Origin of the sequence: Stenotrophomonas sp. HMSC10F06, from assembly GCF_001807865.1 — a bacterium.
Taxonomy (GTDB): Bacteria; Pseudomonadota; Gammaproteobacteria; order Xanthomonadales; family Xanthomonadaceae; genus Stenotrophomonas; species Stenotrophomonas bentonitica_A.
In genome coordinates, this window is the sequence record NZ_KV791299.1 from 26,038 (window position 1) to 50,465 (window position 24,428).

General features: G+C 66.2%; 19 protein-coding genes and 1 riboswitch. Of the genes, 4 read left to right on the plus strand and 15 right to left on the minus strand.

Annotated elements, in window-relative coordinates:
• Nucleotide 1: 1 nt before the first annotated feature.
• The 3 genes from exbB to HMPREF3113_RS14420 form a co-directional block, all read right to left on the minus strand.
• The gene (gene exbB, locus HMPREF3113_RS14410) at nucleotides 2–733 is read right to left on the minus strand and encodes a tonB-system energizer ExbB (RefSeq protein ID WP_083298821.1); all 732 of its coding nucleotides are present in this window, start codon (nucleotides 731–733) and stop codon (nucleotides 2–4) included.
• A 114-nt stretch (nucleotides 734–847) separates the two neighbouring features.
• Nucleotides 848–1,240 (minus strand): YbaN family protein, encoded by a 393-nt coding sequence (locus tag HMPREF3113_RS14415; protein WP_046274323.1) that lies wholly within the window; start codon nucleotides 1,238–1,240, stop codon nucleotides 848–850.
• 49 nt (nucleotides 1,241–1,289) lie between these two features.
• Entirely contained in the window at nucleotides 1,290–1,877 is a 588-nt protein-coding gene (locus HMPREF3113_RS14420; RefSeq protein WP_070473574.1) for a biliverdin-producing heme oxygenase, read from the minus strand.
• A 165-nt stretch (nucleotides 1,878–2,042) separates the two neighbouring features.
• On the opposite strand from HMPREF3113_RS14420, the gene HMPREF3113_RS14425 reads away from it, so the two are divergent.
• Nucleotides 2,043–2,300: a DUF2789 domain-containing protein gene (locus HMPREF3113_RS14425; protein WP_019183827.1), complete on the plus strand. Its 258-nt coding sequence runs from the start codon at nucleotides 2,043–2,045 to the stop codon at nucleotides 2,298–2,300.
• Between the two features lie 93 nt (nucleotides 2,301–2,393).
• Here the strand turns inward: HMPREF3113_RS14425 and HMPREF3113_RS14430 are convergent, their stop codons facing one another.
• The 5 genes from HMPREF3113_RS14430 to HMPREF3113_RS14450 form a co-directional block, all read right to left on the minus strand.
• Nucleotides 2,394–5,309: a TonB-dependent receptor gene (locus HMPREF3113_RS14430; RefSeq protein WP_070473576.1), complete on the minus strand. Its 2,916-nt coding sequence runs from the start codon at nucleotides 5,307–5,309 to the stop codon at nucleotides 2,394–2,396.
• A gap of 192 nt (nucleotides 5,310–5,501) precedes the next feature.
• Nucleotides 5,502–6,446, minus strand: coding sequence for a FecR family protein (locus tag HMPREF3113_RS14435; protein ID WP_070473578.1), 945 nt, complete (start codon nucleotides 6,444–6,446; stop codon nucleotides 5,502–5,504).
• Between the two features lie 134 nt (nucleotides 6,447–6,580).
• A complete protein-coding gene (locus HMPREF3113_RS14440; protein WP_070473580.1) occupies nucleotides 6,581–7,081 on the minus strand; it encodes an RNA polymerase sigma factor in 501 nt (166 codons plus the stop codon).
• Nucleotides 7,082–7,185: 104 nt separating this feature from the next.
• On the minus strand, nucleotides 7,186–7,662 hold the full coding sequence (locus HMPREF3113_RS14445; RefSeq protein WP_070473583.1) for a hypothetical protein: 477 nt from the start codon (nucleotides 7,660–7,662) through the stop codon (nucleotides 7,186–7,188).
• On the minus strand, nucleotides 7,659–8,192 hold the full coding sequence (locus HMPREF3113_RS14450; RefSeq protein ID WP_237740305.1) for a hypothetical protein: 534 nt from the start codon (nucleotides 8,190–8,192) through the stop codon (nucleotides 7,659–7,661). Before HMPREF3113_RS14450 ends, HMPREF3113_RS14445 begins: the two co-directional genes overlap by 4 nt.
• A gap of 226 nt (nucleotides 8,193–8,418) precedes the next feature.
• Between HMPREF3113_RS14450 and ppa the strand changes: the two genes are divergently transcribed.
• Both ppa and HMPREF3113_RS14460 read left to right on the plus strand, forming a co-directional pair.
• Nucleotides 8,419–8,955, plus strand: a complete 537-nt coding sequence (gene ppa, locus HMPREF3113_RS14455) for an inorganic diphosphatase (protein WP_019183821.1) — start codon at nucleotides 8,419–8,421, stop codon at nucleotides 8,953–8,955.
• Between the two features lie 153 nt (nucleotides 8,956–9,108).
• Entirely contained in the window at nucleotides 9,109–10,227 is a 1,119-nt protein-coding gene (locus tag HMPREF3113_RS14460) for an HDOD domain-containing protein (RefSeq protein WP_019183820.1), read from the plus strand.
• 56 nt (nucleotides 10,228–10,283) lie between these two features.
• Here the strand turns inward: HMPREF3113_RS14460 and HMPREF3113_RS14465 are convergent, their stop codons facing one another.
• From HMPREF3113_RS14465 to thiC, 6 genes are all read right to left on the minus strand, one after another.
• Nucleotides 10,284–10,490, minus strand: coding sequence for a hypothetical protein (locus HMPREF3113_RS14465; RefSeq protein ID WP_070473585.1), 207 nt, complete (start codon nucleotides 10,488–10,490; stop codon nucleotides 10,284–10,286).
• A 172-nt stretch (nucleotides 10,491–10,662) separates the two neighbouring features.
• On the minus strand, nucleotides 10,663–13,521 hold the full coding sequence (locus HMPREF3113_RS14470; protein ID WP_026069877.1) for a TonB-dependent receptor plug domain-containing protein: 2,859 nt from the start codon (nucleotides 13,519–13,521) through the stop codon (nucleotides 10,663–10,665).
• 69 nt (nucleotides 13,522–13,590) lie between these two features.
• Nucleotides 13,591–14,472, minus strand: a complete 882-nt coding sequence (locus HMPREF3113_RS14475) for a helix-turn-helix transcriptional regulator (RefSeq protein ID WP_019183817.1) — start codon at nucleotides 14,470–14,472, stop codon at nucleotides 13,591–13,593.
• A 113-nt stretch (nucleotides 14,473–14,585) separates the two neighbouring features.
• Complete coding sequence (locus tag HMPREF3113_RS14480) at nucleotides 14,586–16,925, minus strand: winged helix-turn-helix domain-containing protein (RefSeq protein WP_070473686.1); 2,340 nt, start codon at nucleotides 16,923–16,925, stop codon at nucleotides 14,586–14,588.
• A 251-nt stretch (nucleotides 16,926–17,176) separates the two neighbouring features.
• The gene (locus HMPREF3113_RS14485) at nucleotides 17,177–17,854 is read right to left on the minus strand and encodes an ion channel (protein ID WP_019183815.1); all 678 of its coding nucleotides are present in this window, start codon (nucleotides 17,852–17,854) and stop codon (nucleotides 17,177–17,179) included.
• A 97-nt stretch (nucleotides 17,855–17,951) separates the two neighbouring features.
• Nucleotides 17,952–19,829 (minus strand): phosphomethylpyrimidine synthase ThiC, encoded by a 1,878-nt coding sequence (gene thiC, locus HMPREF3113_RS14490; RefSeq protein WP_070473587.1) that lies wholly within the window; start codon nucleotides 19,827–19,829, stop codon nucleotides 17,952–17,954.
• A 113-nt stretch (nucleotides 19,830–19,942) separates the two neighbouring features.
• Nucleotides 19,943–20,044, minus strand: a riboswitch (TPP riboswitch).
• 287 nt (nucleotides 20,045–20,331) lie between these two features.
• Between thiC and HMPREF3113_RS14495 the strand changes: the two genes are divergently transcribed.
• Nucleotides 20,332–21,900, plus strand: coding sequence for a BCCT family transporter (locus HMPREF3113_RS14495; protein ID WP_019183813.1), 1,569 nt, complete (start codon nucleotides 20,332–20,334; stop codon nucleotides 21,898–21,900).
• A 252-nt stretch (nucleotides 21,901–22,152) separates the two neighbouring features.
• Here HMPREF3113_RS14495 and ggt read toward each other — a convergent pair whose 3' ends face one another.
• Nucleotides 22,153–23,871, minus strand: coding sequence for a gamma-glutamyltransferase (gene ggt, locus HMPREF3113_RS14500; RefSeq protein ID WP_070473591.1), 1,719 nt, complete (start codon nucleotides 23,869–23,871; stop codon nucleotides 22,153–22,155).
• Nucleotides 23,872–24,428 lie beyond the last annotated feature (557 nt).

Sequence of the window (24,428 nt, forward strand, 5' to 3'; positions counted from 1 at the left end):
CTCAGCGCGCGTCGTGCACGGCCGGCGCCTTGCCAGGCCGGTCCAGATCGCGCGAGACCAGTTGCTGCACGCCCGCGGACAGATCCCCCAGCAGGCCGCGGATACCGGCCAGCACGCGGGTGAAGTGGTTGTAGATCACCACGGCGGGAATCGCCGCTACCAGGCCCAGTGCGGTGGCAAGCAGCGCCTCGGCGATACCCGGCGCGACGACGGCAAGATTGGTGGTGTTGGCATGGGCGATTCCGATGAAACTGTTCATGATTCCCCAGACCGTGCCGAACAGGCCGACGAACGGCGCGATCGCGCCGATGCTGGCGAGCAGGCCTACGCCGGTGCGCAGCTGGCGCGCATGCGCCAGTTCGATGCGTTCCAGGCGCGACGCGACGCGGTCCTTGATCCCGACCGGATCATGCGCGTCGTGCGAGAGGCGCAGCTCGGTACGGGCGGCATCGATCAACGCATGCGCGACGCCCTCGTCCAGCAACGGCTGCGTCTGCGGCGCCGGCAGGTGCGCGGCCTGCAGCAGCAGCGCACGGGCCGCGCGCAACGTCGTGCGCTGCCGCGCCAGCTCCCAGGTCTTGGCGACCAGCACGGTCCAGGTGGCGATCGAGGCGAGCGCCAGCCCGATCATCACGGCCTGCACCACGCCATCGGCGGCCTGGTACATGCCCCAGGGAGTCAGGTCATGCGGCAGCGCCGCCACGGTGGCAGGAAGAGCGATGGGCAGGGTCATGGGCGGAGTCGTCGGTCAGGGCATCGCGGCGCGTGACAGGGCCGGAGGCAGGCAAAGGGCGGAGGAGTATCGGGGGGCGAAGCGGTCGGAATCAGTGCGGGGCGGACAGCACCTTCAGCGCTCCGACGGGCGATCCGGCGTGGCCGATGGCCGCGGCGCGGGCCGTGACAGCACATAGGCCGCGCTGGCGGCGAAGAACAGGCCGACGCCGAGCAGCAGCGGCCAGGACGGATGCGCGCCCCAGCAGAACATGACGAAGCCGAACGCCATGCCGGCGCCGGCAAAGGCCTTGCCCTTGCGGCTGATCGCGCCCTGCTCGCGCCACAGGCGCAGCGGTGGGCCGTAACGAGGATGCTCGAGCAGCCGACGCTCGAACTTCGGCGAGCTGCGCGCGAAGCAGCCGACGGCCAGGATCAGGAAGATGGTGGTCGGCATCACCGGCAGCAGGGCGCCGATGACGCCCAGCGCCACCATGATCCAGCCCAGGCCGAACCAGAGCCAGCGCATCACGGGTGGCCGTGGCGGTCCGGCACGGCGGAGCTGTGCCGAGCGGTGCTCATGCGAATTCTTCCTCGACATGACCGTGCACGCTGCGGAAAGCGGCATCGGCGGCATCGATCACCTGTTGTTCCTGCGCCCGGGTGAGCGCGACGCCGTCGAGCGCGGCGGTGAACGCGCGCCAATGGCGGGCCGCGCCATCGGGATGTGCGGCCAGGTGGCGCGCGCCGAAGTCACTGTCCAGGCCGAGCCTGGCGGCCATCTTGTACAACACGGTGCCCCCCAGGTTGGAGCCTTCGGCCACATACAGCCAGCCGAGCGCGGCCGGCAGCTGCAGGTCGCCATCCAGGCCGGCGGATGCCGGCAGTGGCAGGGCCTGTTCCAGATCGGCCAGGTCGCGGGCGATCAGCGGCAGCCGGCGGCGCTCGTCCAGGTCGGGCAGCAGCGCGTCCAGCGCGGGGTTGCCATACAGCGCGTCGATGTCGCGGTGAAAGCGGAACTGCACGCGCACGAATTTCGCGAACAGGTCGCGGCTGGCGAAGATGTCGCCGGCCATGATGCGCTTGTCCAGCGCGCCGTGGCTGTCACGGGTGGCGGCCTTGAGGCGTTGGCTGCGGGTGGCTTGGGGAGTATCGATGACGATCATGGCACTGCTTGGATGGGGAAGTGGGGCGCGGTTCTCTGTTGAAGACGTCTGTCACGGCTGCAACCCCAAGCCCATTGTCGCGTGGGGAGCGTTGCGTCCGTCACATGCCACCGTCACGGCCTTGCCCCGATAATACGGGCCACGCCCTGCCACTGGAATGACACGATGATCACCACCGAACCGCGCATGACCAATCTGTTCCTGCAGCTCGGGCTGGAAGCCAGCGAGGAGGCGATCGCCGCCTTCATCCGCGACCACCAGCTCTCCAACGATATCCGCCTGATCGAAGCGCCGTACTGGAACGATGGGCAGCGCCAGTTCCTGACCGAGCAGCTGCGCTCGGATGCGGAGTGGGCGATCGTGGTCGATGAGCTCAGCGAAGCCCTGCACGCCGATGCGACCGCGCAGGCCAACGCCGGCTGAGCGATCACGGGCATCTGATGCCGGCCGGCCAAGGATGGGCAGGCTGGATGCACGACAGGGGCCGGCCATGCCGGCCCCTGTCGTGTCCGGGCATCAGTAGCGGTAGGTCAGCGCCAGCCGCACCGTCCGGCCCGGTGCGGGCATCACGCCCAGCGCCAGCGGATCGAGATAGTAGCGGTCGGTCAGGTTGTCCACGTTGAGGTCGACCGCGAACTGCTCGCTGGCCTGCCAGCTGGCGAACAGATCCACGATGGTCGCCGGGCGGTACAGCTGCTGGATCGCCGACAGGCCCACGTTCCATTCCTTGTCCAGCGTGCTGATCGGGCCGGCGTTGTGGATCACCCGGGTGCCGAAGCTCAGGCGCTGGTCGAACAGGCGCGAGCCCAGGGTCAGGTTGACGTTGTAGCGCGGCGGGTTCTGGGTGTTGCTGTAGGACCCTTCAAAGCCACCATCCACGCAGTCCGGCGTGTTCTTCAGTTCCTCGATCTTCCGCTGGATGCCGTAGGCACGACGCTCGGCGGCGATGTCCGGCGCGCAGGTCTTGGCCTGAATGTAGTAGTGCGCGGACAGATCGGCGAACACCATGCCGCTGTCATAGCTGGACTGGAACTCCACGCCGGAGACCTTGAAGCGGTCCACGTTGCGGATCAGCCCGGCCGACAGGGTGCGGTAGTCGCGGGTGATCAGATCATCGATGCGCGTGTTGAAGTAGGCCAGCTTGAAGCCGGCCTGGTCGCCCTCGGTGAACAGGCTGTGGCGCACCGTGCTCGCGCCGATCTCCCAGGTCCCTGCCCGCTCCGGCTTGAGCTCACCGGTCGGCTTGGCCGCGGTGAACAGGCCCAGCGTGGTCTCGAACAGGCTCGGCAGCTTCACGCCCTCGGCGTACTTCACGTACACCATCGTGTCTTCGTCGAAACGGTAGGCGACGCTGGCGCTGGGCATGAAGGCGCTGTCGCGCCGACGGATCGGCTGCGACCAGGTCCAGCTGACCGGCACGCTCAGATCTTCGGCATCATCAGCGTCGTAGAAGTTCCAGCCGGTGATGTCAGCCACCGTGCCCTTCTCATACGGTGATGCCAGCAGCGAGGCCTCGGTGAACTGGCCGTTGGCATCCGGATACCAGTTGAGCATGGCGATGCGCTTGGCGCGCCATGCCGGTAGATTGGGGTTGCCATCGAGCAGCTGGGTGTAGCGGTACTGACCGATCACCCCGTACGTTTCCGGCGTGGCCAGGCGATTGCGGTCGTGCACGTTGACGCGGTTGTAGCGGCCACCGACCACCACTTCCCAATGCTCGTCCGGCTGCCATTTGACCGAGGCCACCGCGCTGTATTCCTTGCGCTCGGCGTTGCGCAGGAAGCGGTTGTTGACCAGGTCGTCGTGCATGACCGGCGAGTGCGGGCCCGGGCCGACGTCCTCGTCGCTGAAGGACAGGCCGTAGTCCAGCGTGAACAATCCGGCGCGACCGTCCAGATGCGTGGTGTTGCCCACATCGAAACCAAGCCGGGTCTGGGTCAGCTCATTGCGGTAGGCATCCTTGTAGCCCGGGTCGGTGTTGAACGAGGGGCCGTCGTACCACTCGGTACGGCGATCGAAGTACCACGGGGTGATGCCGGTCAGACCGTTGTACATCAGGCTGTCGGCATCGGTGTACCAGAGGTTGGCCTTCAGATCGATCCGCTCGTTGTCCGGGTTGAAGCGGTAGCGCAGGTTGTAGGCATCCATGTCGACATGGCCCGGGTCCCACTGCGGCACGCGGTCGCGGTCCACGCGGATGATCTGCGAGGCCATGATCTCGCCGGCGGTGCCTTCATAACGGCGGTAACCCGCTTCCAGCGTCTGGTCATCGTCGATGCGCCAAGTGCCCTTGAGCAGGAAGGACTCCGAGCGCGAGGAGGTGTTGAACACCTCGGTATCCGGCGGATTCAACGGCGCCAGCGTGCGCCGGGTCTGTGGAAAGTCGTCGTAGCCGTGCTTGCCGGAGAAATAGTTGCCGTTCTCGCGCCATGCGTAGGCGGCGACCAGGTCGAAACGATCCCAATGCTTGGCGGTGGCGATGTTGAAGAACTGGCTGCCCAGGGCGCTGCGGTCGGTGCGCGGTGCGGCGTCGTAGGCGGGCACGTTGTTGGCGCTGGCATTGGCCATGCCGGTGCGCACGCGCAGCCCGGCGTCGCGGCCCTCACGCAGCACGTCCTCGATCTTCAGGGTTTCCATCTCGACCACGCCACCGATGCCGCCGGAGGCGTTGACGCCCAGGCTCGGCCCCTTGGTGATGGTGATGTTGGAGATCAGGTCCGGATCCAGATAGGTGCGCTGCGACTGGCCTGCGTAACCCCGGTAGGTATCCATGGTCGACTGCCCGCCGTCGATGATCACCGGAATGCGGCTCTGGCCCTGGATGCCGCGGATGTTCACGTCCAGCGCGTTGGCGGTACGCGGATCGCCGGCGGTCACACCGGCCACGCCCTTGACGATGTCCGAGGTGGAGGTGCCGCGAAAGCGCTCGATGGTGGTGCGGTCGATGTAGGCGCTGGAACCGGCGGTGCGGTACACGTCCAGCGCGCGCTCGGCGTCGCTGCCGCCCTCGATGCGATCACCTGCCACGCTGAGCGCATCGGTGACGATCAGGCCGTCGTCGTTGCCGGCCACCCGTGCGCGCTCCAGCGTTACTGCTTCCGGCCCGACCTGGCGCATGTTCAACCCACTGCCCTGCAGCAGGCGCAGCAAGGCCGACGGTGCATCCATCTGCCCGGCCACCGCCGTGGAGGTCAGCCCTTCGGCCAGTGCTGCCGGATAGGCGACCTGGACACCGGATTGCCGCATGTAGGTGCGCAGCGCGTCGGCCAGCGGCTGGGCGGGAATGTCGAAACGCAGCGTGGCCGCAGCGGAGGCCGGGCTGGACTGGGCCAGGGCCGGCAGTGCCGGCGCGGCGGCCAGGCCGGCGCTGAGCAGGGCGATGCAGAGACGTGACGGGCGCAGGCGATGCCCCGCGCGGGTGGAAGTACGCATGAAAAAACCTGTCGAAAGATCAGTGCCGCGGAGGCGGGTCATCCGCACGCAGGTGCGGATGCAGCGGACGTACGTGGCGGCGGCGGGTACGTTATGCCGGGTAAGACGAACGAACAGGTCGCTGCCCCAAGACCAATGCGCCGCCCCCCGACTGGACGCACGCCACGCCGCCTCCGCAGCAGGCCCGCCGCGCTACGGGTGGGTGGCCGGTGCCACGATCGCCACGCCCATCGGCAGGCGGGTCACGCTCAACCCGGCGCTGACCGCCAGGGCGTCCAGGGCCTGCTCCGGCCGGTCGATGCGGAAGGCCGCATTGATCGCGGGCAGACTGGCCAGATCCCCGCGCACGAAGGTGGGCCCGGACCGATAGCGCGCGATGCGCCGCACCGCCTCTTCCACCCCGGTTGCGTCGAGCAGCAGTTCGCCCTCACGCCAGGCCGCGATCCTGTCCAGCGCGACGTCTTCCTGCCGTGTGACCCGCCCACCCGCTGCGAAGCGCGCACGCTGGCCCGCGTCCAGATAGGTCCAGCCACCCCGATCGGCCGCCGCGACCCGGACCCGGCCCTGCGCCACGACGGTGTCCACGTGGTCGCCTTCGCGTGCGACCGCGAACGCCGTGGAAATGTCCTCGATCACCCCGCCCTGCGCATCCACCTGGAATGGGCGCGCCGCGTCGGGTGTCACCTGGAACCACGCTTGGCCGCGCAGCAGCGCGATGCGCCGCACCTGCCCGTCGTAGCGGATGGCGATGGCGCTGTCGGCATCAAGCACGGCGCGGCTGCCATCGGGAAGCACCACGGAGTGGATGGCCGTGCCGCTGCGGTGATCGGCCTGTAGCCGCAACCAGGCTTCCGGCGCCACCCAGGCCAACGCCACCAAGGCGGCCGTGGCCGCGCCAACGGCGGGCCAGCGCAGGCGGCGCGGCGGCCGGCGGGCCACCACCGCCGGGGCCGGTTGCGGCCCGAGACTGCGCCACAGCTGGCGTTCGTATTCGAAGGTGCGCCGGTTGTCCGGCTCGGCCAGCCACTGCTCGAAGGCCTGCATCTGCCCGGGCTCGACCGCACCGGAGGCGAGCCAGGCAATCCAGGCGCGGGCCTGGACGGCAGCAGGGTCGGACGGTGGCAAGGGTCGGGACATCGGAGGCTGTTCGTGCGGGCTCATGGCTGGCAGTGGGTGCGCAGGCGCGCGCGGACGAAGAAGAGGCCGGAAGGGTCGGCATTATGATCAAGACGGATGGGAAACGGGCTTCCCCAAGCCCGGATGCGTGCCGCTCAGCGCCCGCTGCGCGCCCAGGCCAGGCGCTGCAAGGCGCTGCGCACGTGGTTTTCGACGGTCGTCACCGACACGCCCTGGCGCTTGGCGACCTCGACCTGGGTCATGCCCTGCAGGCGGTTGAGGCGGAAGATCGTGCGGGTCGGCTCGGGAAGATGTTCGGCCGCCGCCAGCACGCGCTGCAGGTCGTCCTGCGCCATCGCCTGCTCTTCGGTGGAGAGCACCTCGTCCGGCCCCCACAGGTAATGCTCGGCCAACAGGCGCGTGCGTCGCGTGCGCTCACGGCCGTGGTCGGTGGCCAGATTCGCCGCCAGCCGATACAGGTACGCCCGGGGGTTGCTGATCGGCTGGCCGCCGTCGACACCCCGGGCCTTGAACCAGATTGACTGGATCACATCCTCCGCGCCGCCATCACTGCCCAGAATGCGCTGCACCAGGCGCAGCAGCGCCGGGCGTTCGCGTATCAACAGCTCGGTGAGAGTGGTGGCGTTGGAGGACATGGGCCAGTGCACAAAGCGGGACCGCAGGGAGACGGCAACCCGTAAGGCGCGGCATGTTACTCCGCAAATGAGAATGAGTCACGTTTGGCCAAGCCTCATGCCGGTCACAGGCATCCGGTCAACCCTTTGTAGAGATTGGTCGTGGTGCCGGGCAGCCGCACGTGCAGTGGATCGTCCTGTTCCAAGGCCTGAAGCAGTATCGGCAGGGGCGTCCTGGCGGCCAGCGGGACGGGGCAGGCCCAGCTGCGCGCATCGACGATGATCCTCCCGGTCGATCCATCCACCCGCGCGGTGCTGCCGGTAAACGTCCATACGCACTCCTCCACGCCGCCATCGGCGGCGTTGACCGAACAGCGGAAACGCAGTGACTGCAGGTTGTGATACTCCCCTTCGCAGAAGGTATCGCCGCAGACCTCATCGAAGCCGCGGACCAGTCGCGTTTCCAGCGCGAGGAAGCGCTCCCACCCGGCGGCCGGCGTCGGATAGCTGCGCGCATCGATGAAGGTCTGCGCAGTGGTGCCCCCTGCCGGGAAGCTGGCGGCTGCAAGTACAAGCGCGACGCTCGCGAGGAAGCGGTTCATGGGTGTCTCCTGTGGGACGCGGCAAGCGAACCGCCTTCGCCGAGGCAGCCGAGAAGCGCGTCATGGACCGACCGTCCGGTACCCGGCAGCGGCAGGATCAACGCGTCACGACGTCCCAGGGCGGCATGCAGGGCCTCCACAGGCGTATGCGGGGCCAGTGGCACGGCGCACGCCCAGGTACGGTTGTCTGGCATGACCTTGCCGGTGGCGGCGTCCACCTCCAGGTTGCCGGCCGCAATGACCAGCGCGCATTCCGTCACGGTGCCCGTGGCCGCGTGCACCGAACAGCGGAACTGCAGCAGGACATGGTTGGCATAGACACCCTGGCAATAGGTGACGCCGCACAGGTCATGAAACTCCCGCATCAAGTGGCCCTCGAGGGCGTAGAAACGGTCCCAGTTCGCCTCCTTGTAGGGAAAGTCGACCAGGTCCACGTACGGTCTGGACGAGGCATGGGCCGCGGCGGCCGGGGCCACCAGGCAGAGTGCCGCCGCCATCGAAAGGCCGGCCATCGGGGTCATCTTGGGCATCGCCAGGCTCGGAGTGGGTTCCACGCCATGATCGCCAGCGGCGCCGGGCCCGGCCATCAGGCCTCAACCCAGCGCCGCGTCGGGATGGAAGGCGCCGCTGTGTGGCGATTCTTCCCTGCCTGGCGGACCGATTCGGCGCCCCGGCGGCCAGGCCGCTGCACGTTGGCCGGCAAAGGCATAAAATGGCGGACTTTGCGCCCTACCCCCTCTCAGCTGGAGCACACCCATGGGTCTGGAACTCGTTTCGCCGGGCAAGAACCCGCCGGAAGAAATCAACGTCATCATCGAGATCCCGAAGGATTCCGAGCCGGTGAAGTACGAAGTGGACAAGGAAACCGGCGCGATCTTCGTCGACCGCATCCTCTCCACCCCGATGCGCTACCCGTGCAACTACGGCTACGTGCCGAGCACCCTGTGTGGCGACGGCGATCCGGCCGACGTGCTGGTGGTGCTGCCGCTGCCGCTGGTCCCGGGCTCGGTGGTGCGTTGCCGTCCGGTCGGCGTGCTCAAGATGAGCGATGAGGCCGGCAGCGACGAAAAGATCCTGGCCGTGCCGATCTCCAAGGTCTTCAGTGGCTATGCCCACGTGGAAGACATCGAGCAGGTGTCCAGCCACTGGCTGGAGCGCATCGGCCACTTCTTCGAGCATTACAAGGACCTGGAAAAGGGCAAGTGGGTCAAGCTCGATGGCTGGGGCGGCGCCGCCGAAGCCAAGAAGATCCTGGTCGAAGCGCACCAGCGCTACCTCGGCAACATCGCCTGAGATTGACCGGCATCGCTCCGGCACCGCCTGCCGGAGCGATGTGCATCACGTTTTTCCAATGCGGCACATCACTATTCGTGCCGGATTGGGTACATTGCGTCTCTTCACACCGTCCACGGTGCGTTTCACCGTGGTCAGCCAGGGGACCGTGTCGTGCGCATTCTGCTTGTTGGGGACGAAGCCAGCCTGTCGGCTGAGCTGTTGGAATTCATTGCCGATCTTGGGGAAGAGTGGCAACCGCTGACCGCTGCCGATGGCCAGAGCGCCATGGGCATCGTTGCCGGCTCGCCGGTGGATGCGGTGATCGTGTGCCCGCAGTTGCCCGATCTCAACGCCACCACGCTGCTCGGCCAGATCCGCACGCTGCGCCCTGAGACCATCCGAATCGCACTGGTGGATGCCGAGCACGGCAACCGCCCGCCGCCGGCGCGCCTGATCGGTGTCGCCCACCGCTTCCTGCCGATGCCGCTGGCCCCGGAAGTGCTGCTCGAAGCGCTGACCAGCCTGGAAGAGCTGCGCGAACTGCTCGACAGCGCACGCCTGCGCAGTGCCATCGGCCGGATCGAGAAGCTGCCCTCGCCACCGCACCTGTATCTGTCCCTCACCCAGGCGCTGGAACACGACGACGACACCAATACCGCCGACGTGGCCAAGCTGGTCGCGGCCGACCCGGCCATCGCGGCGAAGGTGCTGCAGTTGTCCAACTCGGCGTTCTTCAACAGCGGCCGGATCATTTCCGACCTGCGCACCGCCGTGACCCGACTGGGACTGTCGACCCTGCGCGACCTGGTGCTGGCCAGCGAAGTGTTCTCGGCCCAACCGCTGTCCGGTGCCGAGCGCAACTCGCTGCAGCAGCGCGCACTGCTGGCCTCGCGCCTGGCCGCCAAACTGCTGCCTGATTCCAGCGCCGAACTGGGCGCCACCGCGGCCCTGCTGGCCGACATCGGCCTGCTGCTGCCGGGCGTGCGCAACGAGCGCACGCCCGAAGACGCGGCCGACAATCGCCCCGGCCATGCCGAGGCGGGCGCCTACCTGCTGGGGCTGTGGGGCCTGCCGATGCCGATCATCGAAGCCGTGGCGTTCCACCTGCAGCCGCATCGCTCCACCACCCGCAGCTTCTGGGTGACCGGTGCGGTCCACGTGGCCCTGGCGCTGATCAACGGTGACCCGGTCGACGAGGAGTATCTGCAGCGGGCCGGCGTGCTCAACAAGCTCCCGCAGTGGCGCGATCACGCCAACGCACTGATGGGGCTGGTGGCCAGCGACGCCTGAGTGTGGGGCGGAGCATGCTTGAAGGATGGCGCGCCCCGTGGCGCGCCATCGTCGTTTCAGCGCTGCGGACAGGCGTCCAGCACGCACAAGCGCCACAGGCGCTCGCACATGGCGGCCGAGCCACCGTCGGCGAGGCATTCGATGCGGACGTCTTCGCAGTAGCGCCCTCCCCCGCAGATGATCAGGCCGGGCGACGCACTGGCCGCGGTCGCCAGGGAGGCAAGCAGTACAGCGGAAATCTTCTGAGCGAGCGTCGTTTTCATATCGATCTCTCAATCGTCCACGATTGGACCGATTGACGGTATCAACTGCATTTCCGCTCGAATTGTGAGGCGGATCACCGTTCGCTGAAACTCAGACTTTCCCTACCCCACAACGCAAAGAGGGCGGACCTTGCGGCCCGCCCTCCTTTTTTTACGCCATTGCTTCGATGGATCAGAAGCGCTGGGTGTACTTCAGGTAGTAGAACCGACCGATGTCGAAGCCGCCGTAGTAGGAGAAGCTCGAGTTCGGCTGGCTGTACATCACCGGGCCTTCGTGGTTGAACACGTTGTTCGCGCCAGCCGAGATGGTGGCATCCCACGGGGTGTTGTAACGCACCTGCAGGTCATGGAACGTGTTCGAGCCGGTGTTGCGCACCGGGATCGCCAGCGTGTAGGCCGAGGAGTAGCTCGGGTTGTTGCACTCCGGACCGCCTTCGCGATCGTAGGCGCACTCTTCCTTCAGACCGGAGTAGTAACGCATGCCCCAGTTGACGCCGAAGTTGCCCAGGCTCCAATCGATGTTCAGGTTGGAACGGACGCGGAAGTTGCCGCCCCAGTCGCCCGTGCCCCAGCCGGTGTGCTGCTCGACGGCGGTTTCAGCTTCGTTGTCGCGCTTGTACTCGAGGTAGTCCACATAGGTGGTCTTCCAGTCGATGACGATGTTGCCGAAGGACAGTTCCGGCAGACGGTAACGGATACCCAGGTCGTAACCTGCGGTTTCCTGGTAGCCGCCGTTGATCAGCGTACGGGTCACGTCGACGACCTGGCCCGAATCGGTGTCACGGGTGACACGGTCACAGGCGTTGGCGTTGTTCAGCACGTAGCACTGGTTGAGGATCGAGGTGACCGACTCCGCCGCGATGACGTTGTCGATGCGGATCTTCCACCAGTCCAAGCTGACGTCCAGGCCCTGCACGAAGTTCGGGCTGTACACCAGGCCGACGGTCCAGGTCTTGGAGGTTTCCGGCAGCAGGCCGTCATTGGAACCGGACAGGTACGGGTAGTTCGACTGTGCGCCCGGGCCGGTGGCATCGATGCCACCCGACGCTTCCTGACGGAAGTTGGCCGGCACGGCGCCGCCGCAACGGGCAGCGACGTCGGGGTTGCGCACGGCAGCACCGAAGAAGGTGTCGCACGGGTCGGTGTACTTGTCGAAGCTCTGCGAGGTGCCACCGTACAGGTTGGCCACGGTCGGCGCACGGAAGCCGGTGGCATAGGTGCCACGGACCAGCAGGTCGTCGATCGGCTTCCACTTCAGGCCGAACTTGGAGTTCACCGTGTCGCCGAAGGTGTTGTAGTCCGAGTAACGGCCGGCCATGTCGACCGACAGTTCCTTGGCGAACGGCAGATCGGCGAGGATCGGCACGTTCAGTTCCAGGTAGAACTCGTCCAGCTTGTAGCCACCGGCGGTCGGCGCACCGGCCAGGTCGGTGCTCAGGCCCGACTGCAGCAGTGCATCCGGGTTGTACTCGGCGTCTTCTTCGCGGTGCTCGTAACCGGTCGCGAAGGACAGGTCACCGGCCGGCAGGGTCACGATGGCGCCGCTCAGGTTGGCGCTGTAGACCTTGCTGGTGGTCAGCGAGGTATCGTGGGTCGGCAGGAACAGGTACTTCTGCAGGTCCGGGTTGGACAGCGAACCGTCGGCGGTGGAGCCGTACGGCAGCAGCGGGTTCCACGGGGTGCAGCCGGCGATCGGCGCAGCGGCGGTACCGCACTGGGCGATACCGTTGGCATCCAGGTACGACGGGCCCACGGCATTCTTCACGTTCGGAATGAACAGGTTGCCGGTGCCGGTCTTGACGCCCTTGTTGCGGTTGTAGACGTAGCCCACATCCCAGTCGAAGTACTTGTCGGCGAACTCGAACGAGCCTTCCAGACCACCGCTGAAGCGGAAGGTGTTGAGCTCGGACTTGGTCTGACGCGGCACTTCCCACGTACGACGCATGAAATCAACGTCGGTATCGAGCGGGTTGAAGACGCTGTCGCCGGACATCTGGGTGTCGTAGGCAGCCGAACGGTACGGGTAGCCGGCGATCTGCTGCAGCGCTTCGCGTTCGGTGTACAGGACGCTGGCGGTACCGCGGATGTTGTCGGTGAAGTCGAACTGACCGTTGGAGAAGACCGAACGACGCTTGATGCCGGTCGACAGGTACATCTGCTGCGACGGGTTGGACAGATCGGCGTTGCCCAGCTCGTGGTAGTCGCCGAAGTTGTTCGAGGCGCCGCCCGGGTTCAGGACGTAGTTGCCATCATCCGTAACCAGCACGCCCTTTTCGGTGATCGCGCTCCAGCCGTTGGTGTCGTCGTCGGTCGGAACCGGATGACGATAGCCGTTGGCAGAGGCGCTGTAGCGACGGTTCTTGGCCAGAACCGGCTCTTCTTCGCTGTACTCGGCGCCAAGGGTGATCGAACCGCGATCGCCGGTCTGGCCGTAGACGAAGTTGTAGGTGGTCTTGTCGCCGTCGCCCTGGCCGTACTGGCCCTTGTAGACGCTGGCTTCCAGGCCGTCGAAATTCTTGCGGGTGATGATGTTCACCACGCCGGCGATCGCGTCGGAACCGTAGATCGCCGAGGCGCCGTCGGTCAGCACTTCGATGCGCTCCACGACCGAGGTCGGGATCGAGGCCAGGTCGGTGTAGCCGCCGGAGCTGACGCCCATGCGCTTGCCGTCGAGCAGCACCAGGGTGCGCTCCGGACCGAGGTTGCGCAGGTCGACGTACTGGCCGCCGACTTCTTCGCCCGAGGACAGCGCATCGGCGCGGCTGATCGCCGGCGAGCCGGTGGCCGACAGGTTCTGCACGATGTCGGCGACGCTGGTGAAGCCCTGCTTCTCGATGTCGGCGCGCTGCAGCGCGATCACCGGCTGCGCGGTTTCAGTGCTGGCCTGACGGATACGCGAACCGGTGACCTGGATGCGGTCCAGGTCGGTCGTGCCGCTTGCTTCCTGAGCCGAAGCAAAGGCCGGCGTCAGGGCAAGCGCAATGCCGGCGGGCAGAAGGCCCAGCCGCACTGCGGGAGTACGAAAATTCATTTATCTCTCCGAGGTACGTTAGTAGCGTGTTAAAAACGCCTCGGAAAGTTACGATTGCGTTGCAGTGAATTATTTGCGGGAGACAACCGAAGACTTTGCCGAATCTGGCGAGAGATTCGCACCGGCCTCACGATAGCGTGACGCAGACAACCCGAAGCGGGCCCGAAACGCCCGTGCGAAGCTGCAGCAGTTGTCAAATCCGCTGGCGGCCGCCACTTCGCCCACCATCATGTCCGTATCGCGCAGCAGATCGGCGGCGCGCTCCAGGCGCAGGCGCGCGGACAGCGATTGCGGACTCTCCGCATACAGGCTCTGGAACGTCTTGGACAGGTACCAGCTGGAGAAGTTGGTCAGCTCGGCCAGCTCACCGATACGCACCACCCGGTGGCTGTTGCCCTCCAGGTACAGGCGCGCGCGCTGCATGCGTCCAAACACCTGGCGCTTGCGGCTGCGGGAGCGGCCCGGGCAACGCTGCACGCCGGTCGCCATGCCCTGCTGCAGGGCCGCAAGGTGCAACAGCACCGGGCGCAGCGCCTGGGTCGGGTGGCCGCTGGCCAGCACATCACGCCACAGGCGCAGCGCGACACGGGCATCGCTGCGGCTCATGCTGCCGCGGCCGGCGTAGAGGCTGCAGTCGGTAAGCTCACCCAGCGCGCGCAGTGCGTCCGGGGCCAGGCTCAGGCCGATGCACAGGCCATCGCGACCGGCCTGGACCATCGGGCGGGATTCCTTCTCGAAGGCGATCCACTCACGTTGGCGCAGCCGGAAGCGCCCCTCTTTGGATTCCACCCATGCGCTGCCGCGCAGCTGGATCCACACCGTGAAGGTCGTGCCAGGGCTCTGCAGGCTGCCCAGGCGTGCCACGCCCAGGCAGGTTGGCAGGGGACCGTCGTCGACGACCTTGTCCAGAGAGAGCGCTTGACCGCGATCGGCCAGGGAGAGCTGACGCATGACGACACCGTGAGTTTGCCTTTGCTGGCCTGCAGTGTTGCCAAATCAGGCCACTGCCTCAGGAAGTCCTGGCGAGATTGATCCGAATTCGAGGCGAGAACCTTACGAAGAACTTACGAAGGGTCTTTCGTCTTGAAAATCATGGACTTGACGAAGCCGGGGAACAGCGACGGGACGCGCTCGGGAAGCGACATCACGCCAATGTCCGTGCCATCGGCCACGGCCAGGGCCAGGTACAGCGCTTCGCCGCCCGGGCCCGCGCTGAATCCATTGCTGGCACTCAGCCGCTCTGCGTCCAGGCAGTGCTCCTGGTCGGCGACCGGCTCTGCGATGCGCGTGAACACGGTCGCGCAATCGGCACGGTTGGACAGATAGTCGATGCTGCCCTGCGCCGATACGGTCCAGGTGCGATAGCGCCAGCGCGTGGGCCGGTCTTCACTGATCTGGCGGATGCTGCCCGGCGTCAGGGCGGCATCGGCCTGCCACAGCCCCCCGGCCGAGAGGCGGGTGAACAGCACACGTTCGCCGGCGATGTCATAGCGTGCCTGCGAGACCCCCTCGATGCTGCCGAGCAGGCGCCATGGCGTCACGCTGCGATCGAACAGGGACAAGCGCATGCGTTCGTCACGGTCGCGCTCCACCACCAGCAGCTGCTGCCCATCCCTGCCGTACAGCGCCTGCAGCGGCTGCCGTACCGGCACGGGCAGGCGCACGGTCTGCTCATCGCGCGGAGACACCTCATAGATGCCGGGGTTGGCATGTTCATCGCGGCCCAGCACCAGCACGCGTTTACCGTCGTGCGACCAGTCGGAGGACTGGCGTGCCTCAGGCCGCAGCCCTTCGATCGGACGCAGCGACTCCGGCCGCTGCATGTCGGCCCACCACAGCGCGTAGCTGCCCGAACGGTCCGACGAAAACACGATCTGCTGGCCATCCGGCGACACCATCGGCTGCGCATCGCGTCCACTGGAGGGGAACAAGCGCTCCGGTGCGCCCAGTCCCCCGGCCGCCACCGGAACCCGGAACAGGCCGAACTGCGGGCGGCGGTGCACGAAGGCGAGCATGTCGCCGGTGCGCGAAACGGTCGGCGACTGCGCATCGTCCAGGCCGACATCGCGCAGCACGCGGGTATCAGTATCCAGTTCATACAGGCGCGATTCGCTGTCGACGCGGCGGCCGAACACGAGGTGGCGGCTGTCGCTGCGCCAGGCCCAGCCACGGATCTCCGCCGAATCGTCGGTCAGCTGCTCCGGGGTGCCCCCTTCGGCAGGCATCCGCCACAGATCGCCGATCTGGGGATTGCGGACGAACACGATCCAGCGACCGTCCGGCGAATAGCGTGGCGCGTATTCGAAGTTGTCACGGCCGAGATCGTAATCAAGCGACTGCCATCGTCCGCTGGCGATATCCAGGGTGCGGATACCGCGCTGCGCATACCGGCCGGACAGCGAGCCGAACACCAGACCCCGCCCATCGGGCGTCCAATCGAAGCTGAGCAGTTCGGTACCGTCGCACCGGGTGACATGGCGCACTGCGCCGCCGGTCGCACTGGCGATCAGCACTTCGCAACTCTCGGCAGGGCCGAACCGGGCGAACGCAATCTCACGACCGTCGGGCGACCAGCTCGGGAACCGGTCGGACATTCCCTTGGGAGGCTCGACCAACGGGCGGGCAGGCGTATTGCCGGAGGTCTGCACTTTGATGACGCTGCCCGGGCGGCTGGGCACATCGGCCTCATAGGCGATCTGCGATCCATCCGGGGACAATGTGGGATATGTCTCGAACCCTGCCGTTGCGGTGATCAGCCGGTAAGGCCGCTGCGGGCTGCCGATCACCCGCGTGCCATCTTCCACCGCCGCGTCCACCGCCGAGGCGGGCGGATCGCGCTGCATCAGCATTCCCGCCATCACCAGCAGCGCCACCAGCATCGCCATGCCGACCGCCACCACCGCATAGCGACGCAGGCGACGCCGACGGCGTTTGATCGGGTCCAGCTCGGTCAGCACCGGCGGCAATGCCGCAGGCACTTCAGCCACGGTGAGCACGCTTGCGGCCGGCTGCTGGAGGTCAGGCTCGATCAGCAGTGCAGGCGCGGCATCCTCGACCACGCTGACGGCCACCAGAAGCCGGTAACCGGTCTTGGCGATGGTTTCGATATAGGGCGCGGCCGCGTCATCATCGCTGGCGAACGCCTTGCGCAGCTGGGTCACCGCCTGGGTCAGCACGTCGTTGGTCGGCAGGGTATCCGGCCAGACCTCCGCGAACAGTTCATCCCGGGTCACGACCGCGCCCGGCGATCGCAGCAGCATCCTGAGCACGCCCAGCGCCTTGGGTGTGAGCCGACGTGGGCGACGCATGCCTTCGCTCATCACTTCCCGCGAGGAGAAAGTGACGATGAAGTCGCCGATTCGAATCACATCGGCGGAGGGGCGCTCACTGTCGTTGCTGATCATCCAGAACACGTGGAAATGCAAAAAAACCACTGGAACTCACGCGATCGTCACAATCGATACAACCGGACGAACCGCCAGATTCCGCACACGCCATCGGCGCAAACCGCAAAAACACCAAGGCGCGCGAACACTAGCCTATGCCGGTTAACCACGCCTATGCGCGCGGGTGACGACAGGCTCTCTCTCGCCGATGAATTCACATAAATCGCATCACCATTCGCGCCTTCTGGCGCGAATTTTTTATCCTGGATTCAGTTTCGTGCACGCGCCAGCATGGTCAGCCCGACGAGCCGCGAGACCACCAGGGCGACGTACATCACGCCTGAAAACTGCTCCAGCATTACCAATGCGCGCGCTTGGGAATGGATCGGCACGACGTCGCTCAACCCCACCCCGGACAACAAGCTGAAGCTGAGATAAAGCAGCTCCATCCAGGTCCTCAATTCGCTCTCGCTGGTTGCCACGAAACTGCCCGGGTACCACTGCTGGCAGACCGCGAACGCGAAGGCGAACGCCCAGGCCAAGAGCGTGAACGTGGCGCCCGCAGCGAACAGTTCGTCACGGGTCACCTTGTGGTCCTGCAGCATGTAGGCGATCAGGCTGCCGGCCGTATAGAAATACAGCAGGCATTCGAGCAGCTGTGCGGTGGTGACCAGTGCCGGGCGCTCCAGCAGGGCGCCTGCAATGGAGAACACCACCGAGGGAATCGCCAGCACCAGCGCCACCCACATTCCAAGCGGACTGCGCCGCACCACCCACAGCGCCAGGCCGAGCACGGCGATGCCGAACGCGCCGAACAGCGCGCGGCTGGCGCCGGCCTCGTCCATCGCGGGGTAAAGCAGCACGCCCAGCAGCTGCACGGCCAATAACCAGGCCGAGGGATGCCGGCGCGCGATGGCCAGCCATTTGGTGCTGCGTGCTATCGCCATTGTGGTCCCCCACCCCTGCCTGGTCGCGCCGAGCTTAGCCGGAATCGTGCGCGCGCCGGATGATGGCCGGGACGGCGTGCCCGCCCCGGCCGATGCGTCACTCCTGCCGATACACCTCTGCGCCCAGATCGCGGAACTGTGCGGACTTTTCGGCCATGCCGGCCTCCAGCGCCGTGCGCTCATCCAGGCCCTGCCCCGCTGCATAGTCACGCACGTCCTGGGTGATTTTCATCGAGCAGAAGTGCGGGCCACACATCGAGCAGAAGTGGGCCAGCTTGTGCGCGTCCTTGGGCAGCGTTTCGTCGTGGAACTCCTTGGCTTTCTCCGGATCCAGCCCGAGATGGAACTGGTCTTCCCAGCGGAATTCGAAGCGTGCCTTGCTCAGCGCGTTGTCACGAACCTGCGCGCCGGGGTGGCCCTTGGCCAGGTCCGAGGCGTGCGCGGCGATGCGGTAGGCCATGATGCCGTCGCGCACGTCCTGGCGATTGGGCAGCCCCAGGTGCTCTTTGGGCGTGACGTAACAGAGCATCGCCGTGCCGTACCAGCCGATCATGGCCGCGCCGATCGCACTGGTGATGTGGTCGTAGCCCGGGGCGATATCGGTGGTCAGCGGGCCGAGTGTGTAGAACGGCGCCTCACCGCACTCACGCAGCTGCTTGTCCATGTTTTCCTTGATCAGCTGCATCGGCACGTGGCCGGGGCCTTCGATCATGGTCTGCACGTCGTGCTGCCAGGCGATCTTGGTCAACTCACCCAGTGTTTCCAGCTCACCGAACTGCGCCGCGTCGTTGGCGTCGGCGATGCACCCCGGGCGCAGGCCGTCGCCAAGCGAGAAGGTCACGTCGTAGGCCTTCATGATCTCGCAGATGTCTTCGAAGTGGGTGTACAGGAAGTTTTCCTTGTGGTGTGCCAGGCACCATTTGGCCATGATCGAGCCGCCCCGCGAGACGATCCCGGTCACGCGCCCGGCGGTCAACGGCACATAGCGCAGCAGCACACCGGCATGGATGGTGAAGTAATCCACGCCCTGCTCGGCCTGCTCGATCAGCGTGTCGCGGAAGATGTCCCAGGTGAGTTCCTCCGCGCGGCCATCGACCTTTTCCAGTGCCTGGTAGATCGGCACGGTGCCAATGGCCACCGGCGAGTTGCGCAGGATCCATTCGCGGGTCTCGTGGATGTGCTTGCCGGTGGACAGGTCCATCACGGTGTCACCGCCCCAGCGGATCGCCCAGACCAGCTTTTCCACTTCCTCGGCGATGCCCGAGGAAACCGCGCTGTTGCCGATGTTGGCGTTGATCTTGGTGAGGAAGTTGCGGCCGATGATCATCGGTTCGCTTTCCGGGTGGTTGATGTTGTTGGGCAGCACCGCACGGCCGCGGGCGATTTCATCGCGGACAAATTCCGGTGTGATGCGCGCCGGGATGGACGCGCCGAAGGCTTCGCCGGGATGCTGCCTGAGCAGCGCGGCATCGACGATGGCCTCGAGACGCTGGTTTTCGCGGATGGCGACGAATTCCATTTCCGGGGTGATGATGCCGCGGCGTGCGTAGTGCATCTGGGTGACGTTGGCACCGGCCCGCGCGCGCCGTGGCTGCAGCCGCGACGGGAAGCGCACCGCATCCAGGCGCGCATCGGTTTCGCGGGAGCGGCCAAACGCCGAGCTCAGGCCGTCGAGCACATCGGTATCGCCCCGCTCGGCCACCCAGCCGGCACGCAACGGCGGCAGCCCCACGGAGAGGTCGATCCGTGCATTCGGATCGGTATACGGGCCGGACGTGTCATACACGGTGACCGGCGCGTTCTCTTCCCCACCAAACAGGGTCGGCGTGCGGGTCAGCAAGATCTCGCGCATGGGCACCTGCAGGTCGCTGCGCGAGCCGGGCACATGTATCTTGCGTGAGCCGGGAATCGGGCGGGTGACCGATTCGGACAATTGCTGGGCCTGCTGCTGCAGGGAGGAAAGCGCTGCGTTCATGACGTCGTCCTGGATCGGGTCCCGCCCGGGAATGGGCGGAACGGACGAAGCGGCGGCGCACGGCAGACGCAACACGGGCGGTCTTCGGGCGGGGCAGCCCTACGGCGCAGTGCATCAGCAATTGCGAAGCTTCCCTACGCCGGTATCAACCGGATCAGGTTCGAAGGGACTGTCTCAACCTTGGCCACTGGGCCGCGGTACCCCCGCTTCGGGGCGAATTAGAGCACAAAGCGATGACCCTCGGCGCGCTGGGGCAGACCAACCAAGCTGCTTGGCCCTGGGTGTGAACAGCGTGCCGACATCCGATGCACTACCATGCTGCAGCGCGGTATGCGGTGCGATCGGCGGTAGCGTCCCGATCACGCGCGCATTGCGCATTGTTCGACGCCATTGACGTCCGTACTGACCGGCCTCGACCGGCTTGATCCGCCCCAGTCGTTGCCGCCGTGCCGCTGGAGATTGCAAGCCTCGGCTCGCCCCTACTGATCGGAGACACGCCTGCATGGTGTTCCGCATTTCCATCGCACTGGTCGCACTGCTGGTGCTGATCGCCGGCCTCGCGCCGGGCCCCTTCAACGAGGTCGTCCAGAGCGGCCTGTCTACCATCATCCGCAGTACCGGCTGGCTGTACCTGCTGGTGGTGTTCATCACCCTGTCGTTCCTGATGTACCTGGCCTTCGGCCGCTTCGGTTCACTGCGCATCGGCGGCGAAGATGCCGAACCCGACTTCTCCAATGCGAGCTGGATGTCGATGCTGTTCGCGGCCGGCATGGGTATCGGCTTGGTGTTCTGGGGCGCGGCCGAGCCGATCTCGCATTTCGTGAAGCCACCGGAAGGGTTGGCCCCGCAAAGCATGGAGGCGGCGCGCGCATCGATGCGCTATGCGTTCTTCCACTGGGGCCTGCATCCCTGGGCGATCTACGCCCTGATCGGCCTGGCGATGGCGTGGTTCCAGTTCAACCGCAACGGCCGCGGGCTGATCAGTGATCTGCTGCAGCCGATCATCGGTGCGCATCACCGGGGCTGGATGGGCACTGTCGTCAACGTCGCTGCAGTGGTCGCCACGGCGATCGGTGTGGCAACGACGCTGGGCTTCGGCACGATCCAGATCGCCGCCGGTCTCGAGCGCGTGTTCGGCATCCAGGCCTCGGTGCCGGTGCAGCTGACCATCATCGCGGTGGCGTTCGTGCTGTACATGGCCTCCACCACCAGCGGCGTCAACCGTGGCATCAAGTGGCTCTCCAACTTCAACCTGGGTCTGGCAGCGGTACTGCTGGCGCTGGTGATGGTGCTGGGGCCCACCGGTTTCATCTTCGATACGTTCACCACCACGATCGGGTCCTACCTCAACTCGCTGGTCACCATGAGCCTGCGCATGTCGCCGTTCTCGGGCAGCACCTGGGTGGCGGACTGGACGATCTTCTACTGGGCCTGGTGGATCGCGTGGGCGCCGTTCGTGGGCTCGTTCATCGCCCGCGTCTCGCGTGGGCGCAGCATCCGCGAGTTCGTGCTAGGCGTGGTGATCGCACCGAGCGTGCTGGGCTTCCTGTGGTTCTCGGTATTCGGCGGCACCGCGCTGTGGTCGCAGATCTTCGGCCACGTGGACCTGGCCCAGGCGCTGGGCAACGGCTACGAGACGGTGCTGTTCACGATGTTCGACAGCCTGCCGATGCCGATGGTGTTGTCGGCGATCGCGCTGGTGCTGTTGATGATCTTCTTCGTGACCTCGGCCGATTCGGCGGTGCTCGTGCTAGCGACGATGTCGACCGAGGAATCCGGTGATCCGCCGCTGGCGCGCCGGATGGTGTGGGGCGTGGCGATTGCGTTGATCGCGGGCGTGCTGCTGCTGGCCGGTGGCCTTAATGCGCTGCAGGGGATGATCACGATCGCGGCACTGCCGTTTGCGTTGTTGATGTTGGCGGTGATGTGGTCGTTGTACCGGGTGCTGGACATGGAGCATGCGCTGCAGCGGCGCCGTGCACAGCGCGCGCGGCGGTTGATGGATGAGTGGATCGAGCGGGAAATCGCGGCGCAGGAAGAAACACGCGATGAGGCGGCTCGGGCGCCTTGAGCTGAACGCTTGAAGCATCCCGCCTTCCGGACTATCGGTGGGCGGGGCGGGACGGGGGGGGTTGCAGCGATGACCTGATGCATCGGGTCATCGCTGAGTGAGAGGAGCCACGCATGGCGTGGCTCTACCGCTTCGGCCGTGTTCGCTTTTGCCATGCGCACCGCCCCCCCCCCGCAGCCCCAAAGCGTCCTGCTCTACGCTCTGCTCTGCGCTAGTGCCGACCAACGGTCGGCACTACGGAGTGCGAGAGAATCAGTAACCCGCCGCCTGCCCATCCTTGCGGCTTTCCGACGCCCCGTAATACACCCCGGTTTCCGGATCACGCAGGATCGCCTGATACCCGCCATACGGACCATCCGCAAACACAACACGGTGGCCCTTGCGCATCAGCGCCCGCACCGTCTCGTACGGGAAGCCCGTTTCCAGATTCACCTCGCCGCCATCGCTCATCGCCGTCGCCTGCCCGGTTGGCTCGGTCGAGCCCTCATGCTGGATGCGCGGCGCATCGCCGGCCTCCTGCAGATTCATCCCGAAGTCGACCATGTTCATCACGATCTGCGCGTGACCCTGCGGCTGCATCGCGCCACCCATCACACCGAAGCTCATCCACGGCTTGCCGTTCTTGGTGACGAAGCCGGGAATGATGGTCTGGAACGGACGCTTGCCCGGCGCATAGCCATTCGGGTGATCCTTTTGCAGCACGAACATCTCGCCGCGGTCCTGCAGGATGAAGCCCAGGCCCGGAGGCGCCATGCCGCTGCCCATGCCGCGGTAATTGGACTGGATCAGCGAGACCATCATGCCGTCCGCATCGGCCACGGTCAGGTAGATCGTGTCGCCTTCCTGCAGCTGCTTGGGCGTGCCAGGCTGCACTTCACTCAGCGCCTTGTCCATGGAGATCAGCGTGCGGCGCTCGGCGGCGTAGCCTTTGGAGATCAGCTTATCGACCGGGGCCGGATGGAAGGCAGGATCGGTGTAGAAACGCGCGCGGTCGGCGAAGGCCAGCTTCTTGGCTTCCACGAACAGGTGCACATGCTCGGGCGAGCCGAAGGCGATCTTGGAGAAATCGTAGCCTTCCAGCACGTTGAGGATCTGCAGCGCGGCAATGCCCTGGCTGTTGGGCGGCAGCTCCCACACGTCATAGCCGCGGTAGTTGCTGCTGACCGGCTCCACCCACTCGCCGTGATGGCTGGCCATGTCCTCATAGCTCAGGTAGCCGCCATTGGCCTTGAAGTAGGTGCCGATGGTGCGGGCGATCTCGCCTTTGTAGAAGGCATCGCGGCCGCCCTGGGCGATCTGCTCCAGGGTGTGAGCCAGGTTCGGGTTCTTCCACATCTCGCCCTTGCGCGGGGCATGGCCGTTGATCGTGAACTGCTCGGTGAAGCCAGGGTACTTGGACAGTCGCGGCACCGAGCGGTCCCAGTAGTAGGCGATGACCTCGGCGACCGGGTGGCCTTCGCGGGCGTAGTGGATCGCCGGGGCCAGGTTGTCGGCCATCGGCTTGCGGCCGAAACGGTCATGCAGGGCGAACCAGCCGTCCACCGCGCCGGGCACCGAGACCGGCAGCGGGCCGGTGGCGGGGATTTCCTTCAGGCCGCGCCGCTGGAACTCGGCCAGGGTCAGCGACTTGGGCGAGCGCCCCGAGCCGTTGTAGCCATACAGCTTCTCGGTTTTGGGGTCCCAGACGATCGCGAACAGGTCGCCACCCACGCCATTGCCGGTCGGCTCCATCAGGCCGAGGGCAGCGTTGGCGGCGATCGCGGCATCCACGGCCGAGCCACCGGCCTTCATCACGTCCAGGGCGATCTGCGTGGCCAGGGGCTGGGAGGTGGCGGCCATCGCGTGCGGGGCGATCACCTCCGAGCGGGTGGCAAAGGTATGGCCGGTGATCCGGTCTGCGGCGATCGCCGCGGCGGGCAGCGTGGACAGCAGGGCGGCGGCGAGCAGGCCGCAGGCGAGGCGTGGGGACACGGGGGAATTCCTGAAGGGTGGTAGCGACATCGATGGTGGCGGCAGATGGCCTGTGATGACATCCCACAATGGTCATGTACCGGGGTGGAAATCGGCCCCGGATCCGCGCAATCGGCAGCGCCAAAATACTGAATTCCGGTTCACCGGAACGCTTTCAGCCGCAACCATCCTTGTCTGGCGGGGCATTGCGGTGGATGCAGACGAAACCGATGGAAATTGTCCTGCCAGGGTTGACACCGCCAAAACCCGTGTGGTTTTCTCGATCTCATGTTGCAGCGCACAGCCACCCGCGAATCCATCGAGCACGCCGACCACGGCGCGGCCTCCATCCGTTCGCTTCTCGTACTCGTACTTATTACCCAACCAACAGGTGCGGGACGGACCGGCGTGTAAGCAAGACTGCCAGGTATCCATCAAAACCCGCACCCGACCAGGTGCGGGTTTTTTCGTTTCAGAACCCTTTGTTTTCCATCCTCCCCTCCGAGTTGCCTTCCACCATGACCCGCCAGCCCACCTCGAGCCAGCCAATGCCCACCGCCCCCACGGCGGGTGCGTTC

Coding starts and splice junctions, on each gene's coding strand:
- HMPREF3113_RS14415 (WP_046274323.1), bottom strand. CDS start 1,240: ATGCGCTGGCTCTGGTTCGGCCTGGGCTGGATCATGGTGGCGCTGGGC.
- HMPREF3113_RS14485 (WP_019183815.1), bottom strand. CDS start 17,854: ATGGCGATAGCACGCAGCACCAAATGGCTGGCCATCGCGCGCCGGCAT.
- HMPREF3113_RS14420 (WP_070473574.1), bottom strand. CDS start 1,877: ATGATCGTCATCGATACTCCCCAAGCCACCCGCAGCCAACGCCTCAAG.
- HMPREF3113_RS14465 (WP_070473585.1), bottom strand. CDS start 10,490: ATGAAAACGACGCTCGCTCAGAAGATTTCCGCTGTACTGCTTGCCTCC.
- HMPREF3113_RS14430 (WP_070473576.1), bottom strand. CDS start 5,309: ATGCGTACTTCCACCCGCGCGGGGCATCGCCTGCGCCCGTCACGTCTC.
- HMPREF3113_RS14470 (WP_026069877.1), bottom strand. CDS start 13,521: ATGAATTTTCGTACTCCCGCAGTGCGGCTGGGCCTTCTGCCCGCCGGC.
- thiC (WP_070473587.1), bottom strand. CDS start 19,829: ATGAACGCAGCGCTTTCCTCCCTGCAGCAGCAGGCCCAGCAATTGTCC.
- HMPREF3113_RS14475 (WP_019183817.1), bottom strand. CDS start 14,472: ATGCGTCAGCTCTCCCTGGCCGATCGCGGTCAAGCGCTCTCTCTGGAC.
- HMPREF3113_RS14425 (WP_019183827.1), top strand. CDS start 2,043: ATGATCACCACCGAACCGCGCATGACCAATCTGTTCCTGCAGCTCGGG.
- HMPREF3113_RS14495 (WP_019183813.1), top strand. CDS start 20,332: ATGGTGTTCCGCATTTCCATCGCACTGGTCGCACTGCTGGTGCTGATC.
- HMPREF3113_RS14450 (WP_237740305.1), bottom strand. CDS start 8,192: ATGCCCAAGATGACCCCGATGGCCGGCCTTTCGATGGCGGCGGCACTC.
- ppa (WP_019183821.1), top strand. CDS start 8,419: ATGGGTCTGGAACTCGTTTCGCCGGGCAAGAACCCGCCGGAAGAAATC.
- HMPREF3113_RS14445 (WP_070473583.1), bottom strand. CDS start 7,662: ATGAACCGCTTCCTCGCGAGCGTCGCGCTTGTACTTGCAGCCGCCAGC.
- exbB (WP_083298821.1), bottom strand. CDS start 733: ATGACCCTGCCCATCGCTCTTCCTGCCACCGTGGCGGCGCTGCCGCAT.
- HMPREF3113_RS14435 (WP_070473578.1), bottom strand. CDS start 6,446: ATGTCCCGACCCTTGCCACCGTCCGACCCTGCTGCCGTCCAGGCCCGC.
- HMPREF3113_RS14440 (WP_070473580.1), bottom strand. CDS start 7,081: ATGTCCTCCAACGCCACCACTCTCACCGAGCTGTTGATACGCGAACGC.
- HMPREF3113_RS14480 (WP_070473686.1), bottom strand. CDS start 16,925: ATGATCAGCAACGACAGTGAGCGCCCCTCCGCCGATGTGATTCGAATC.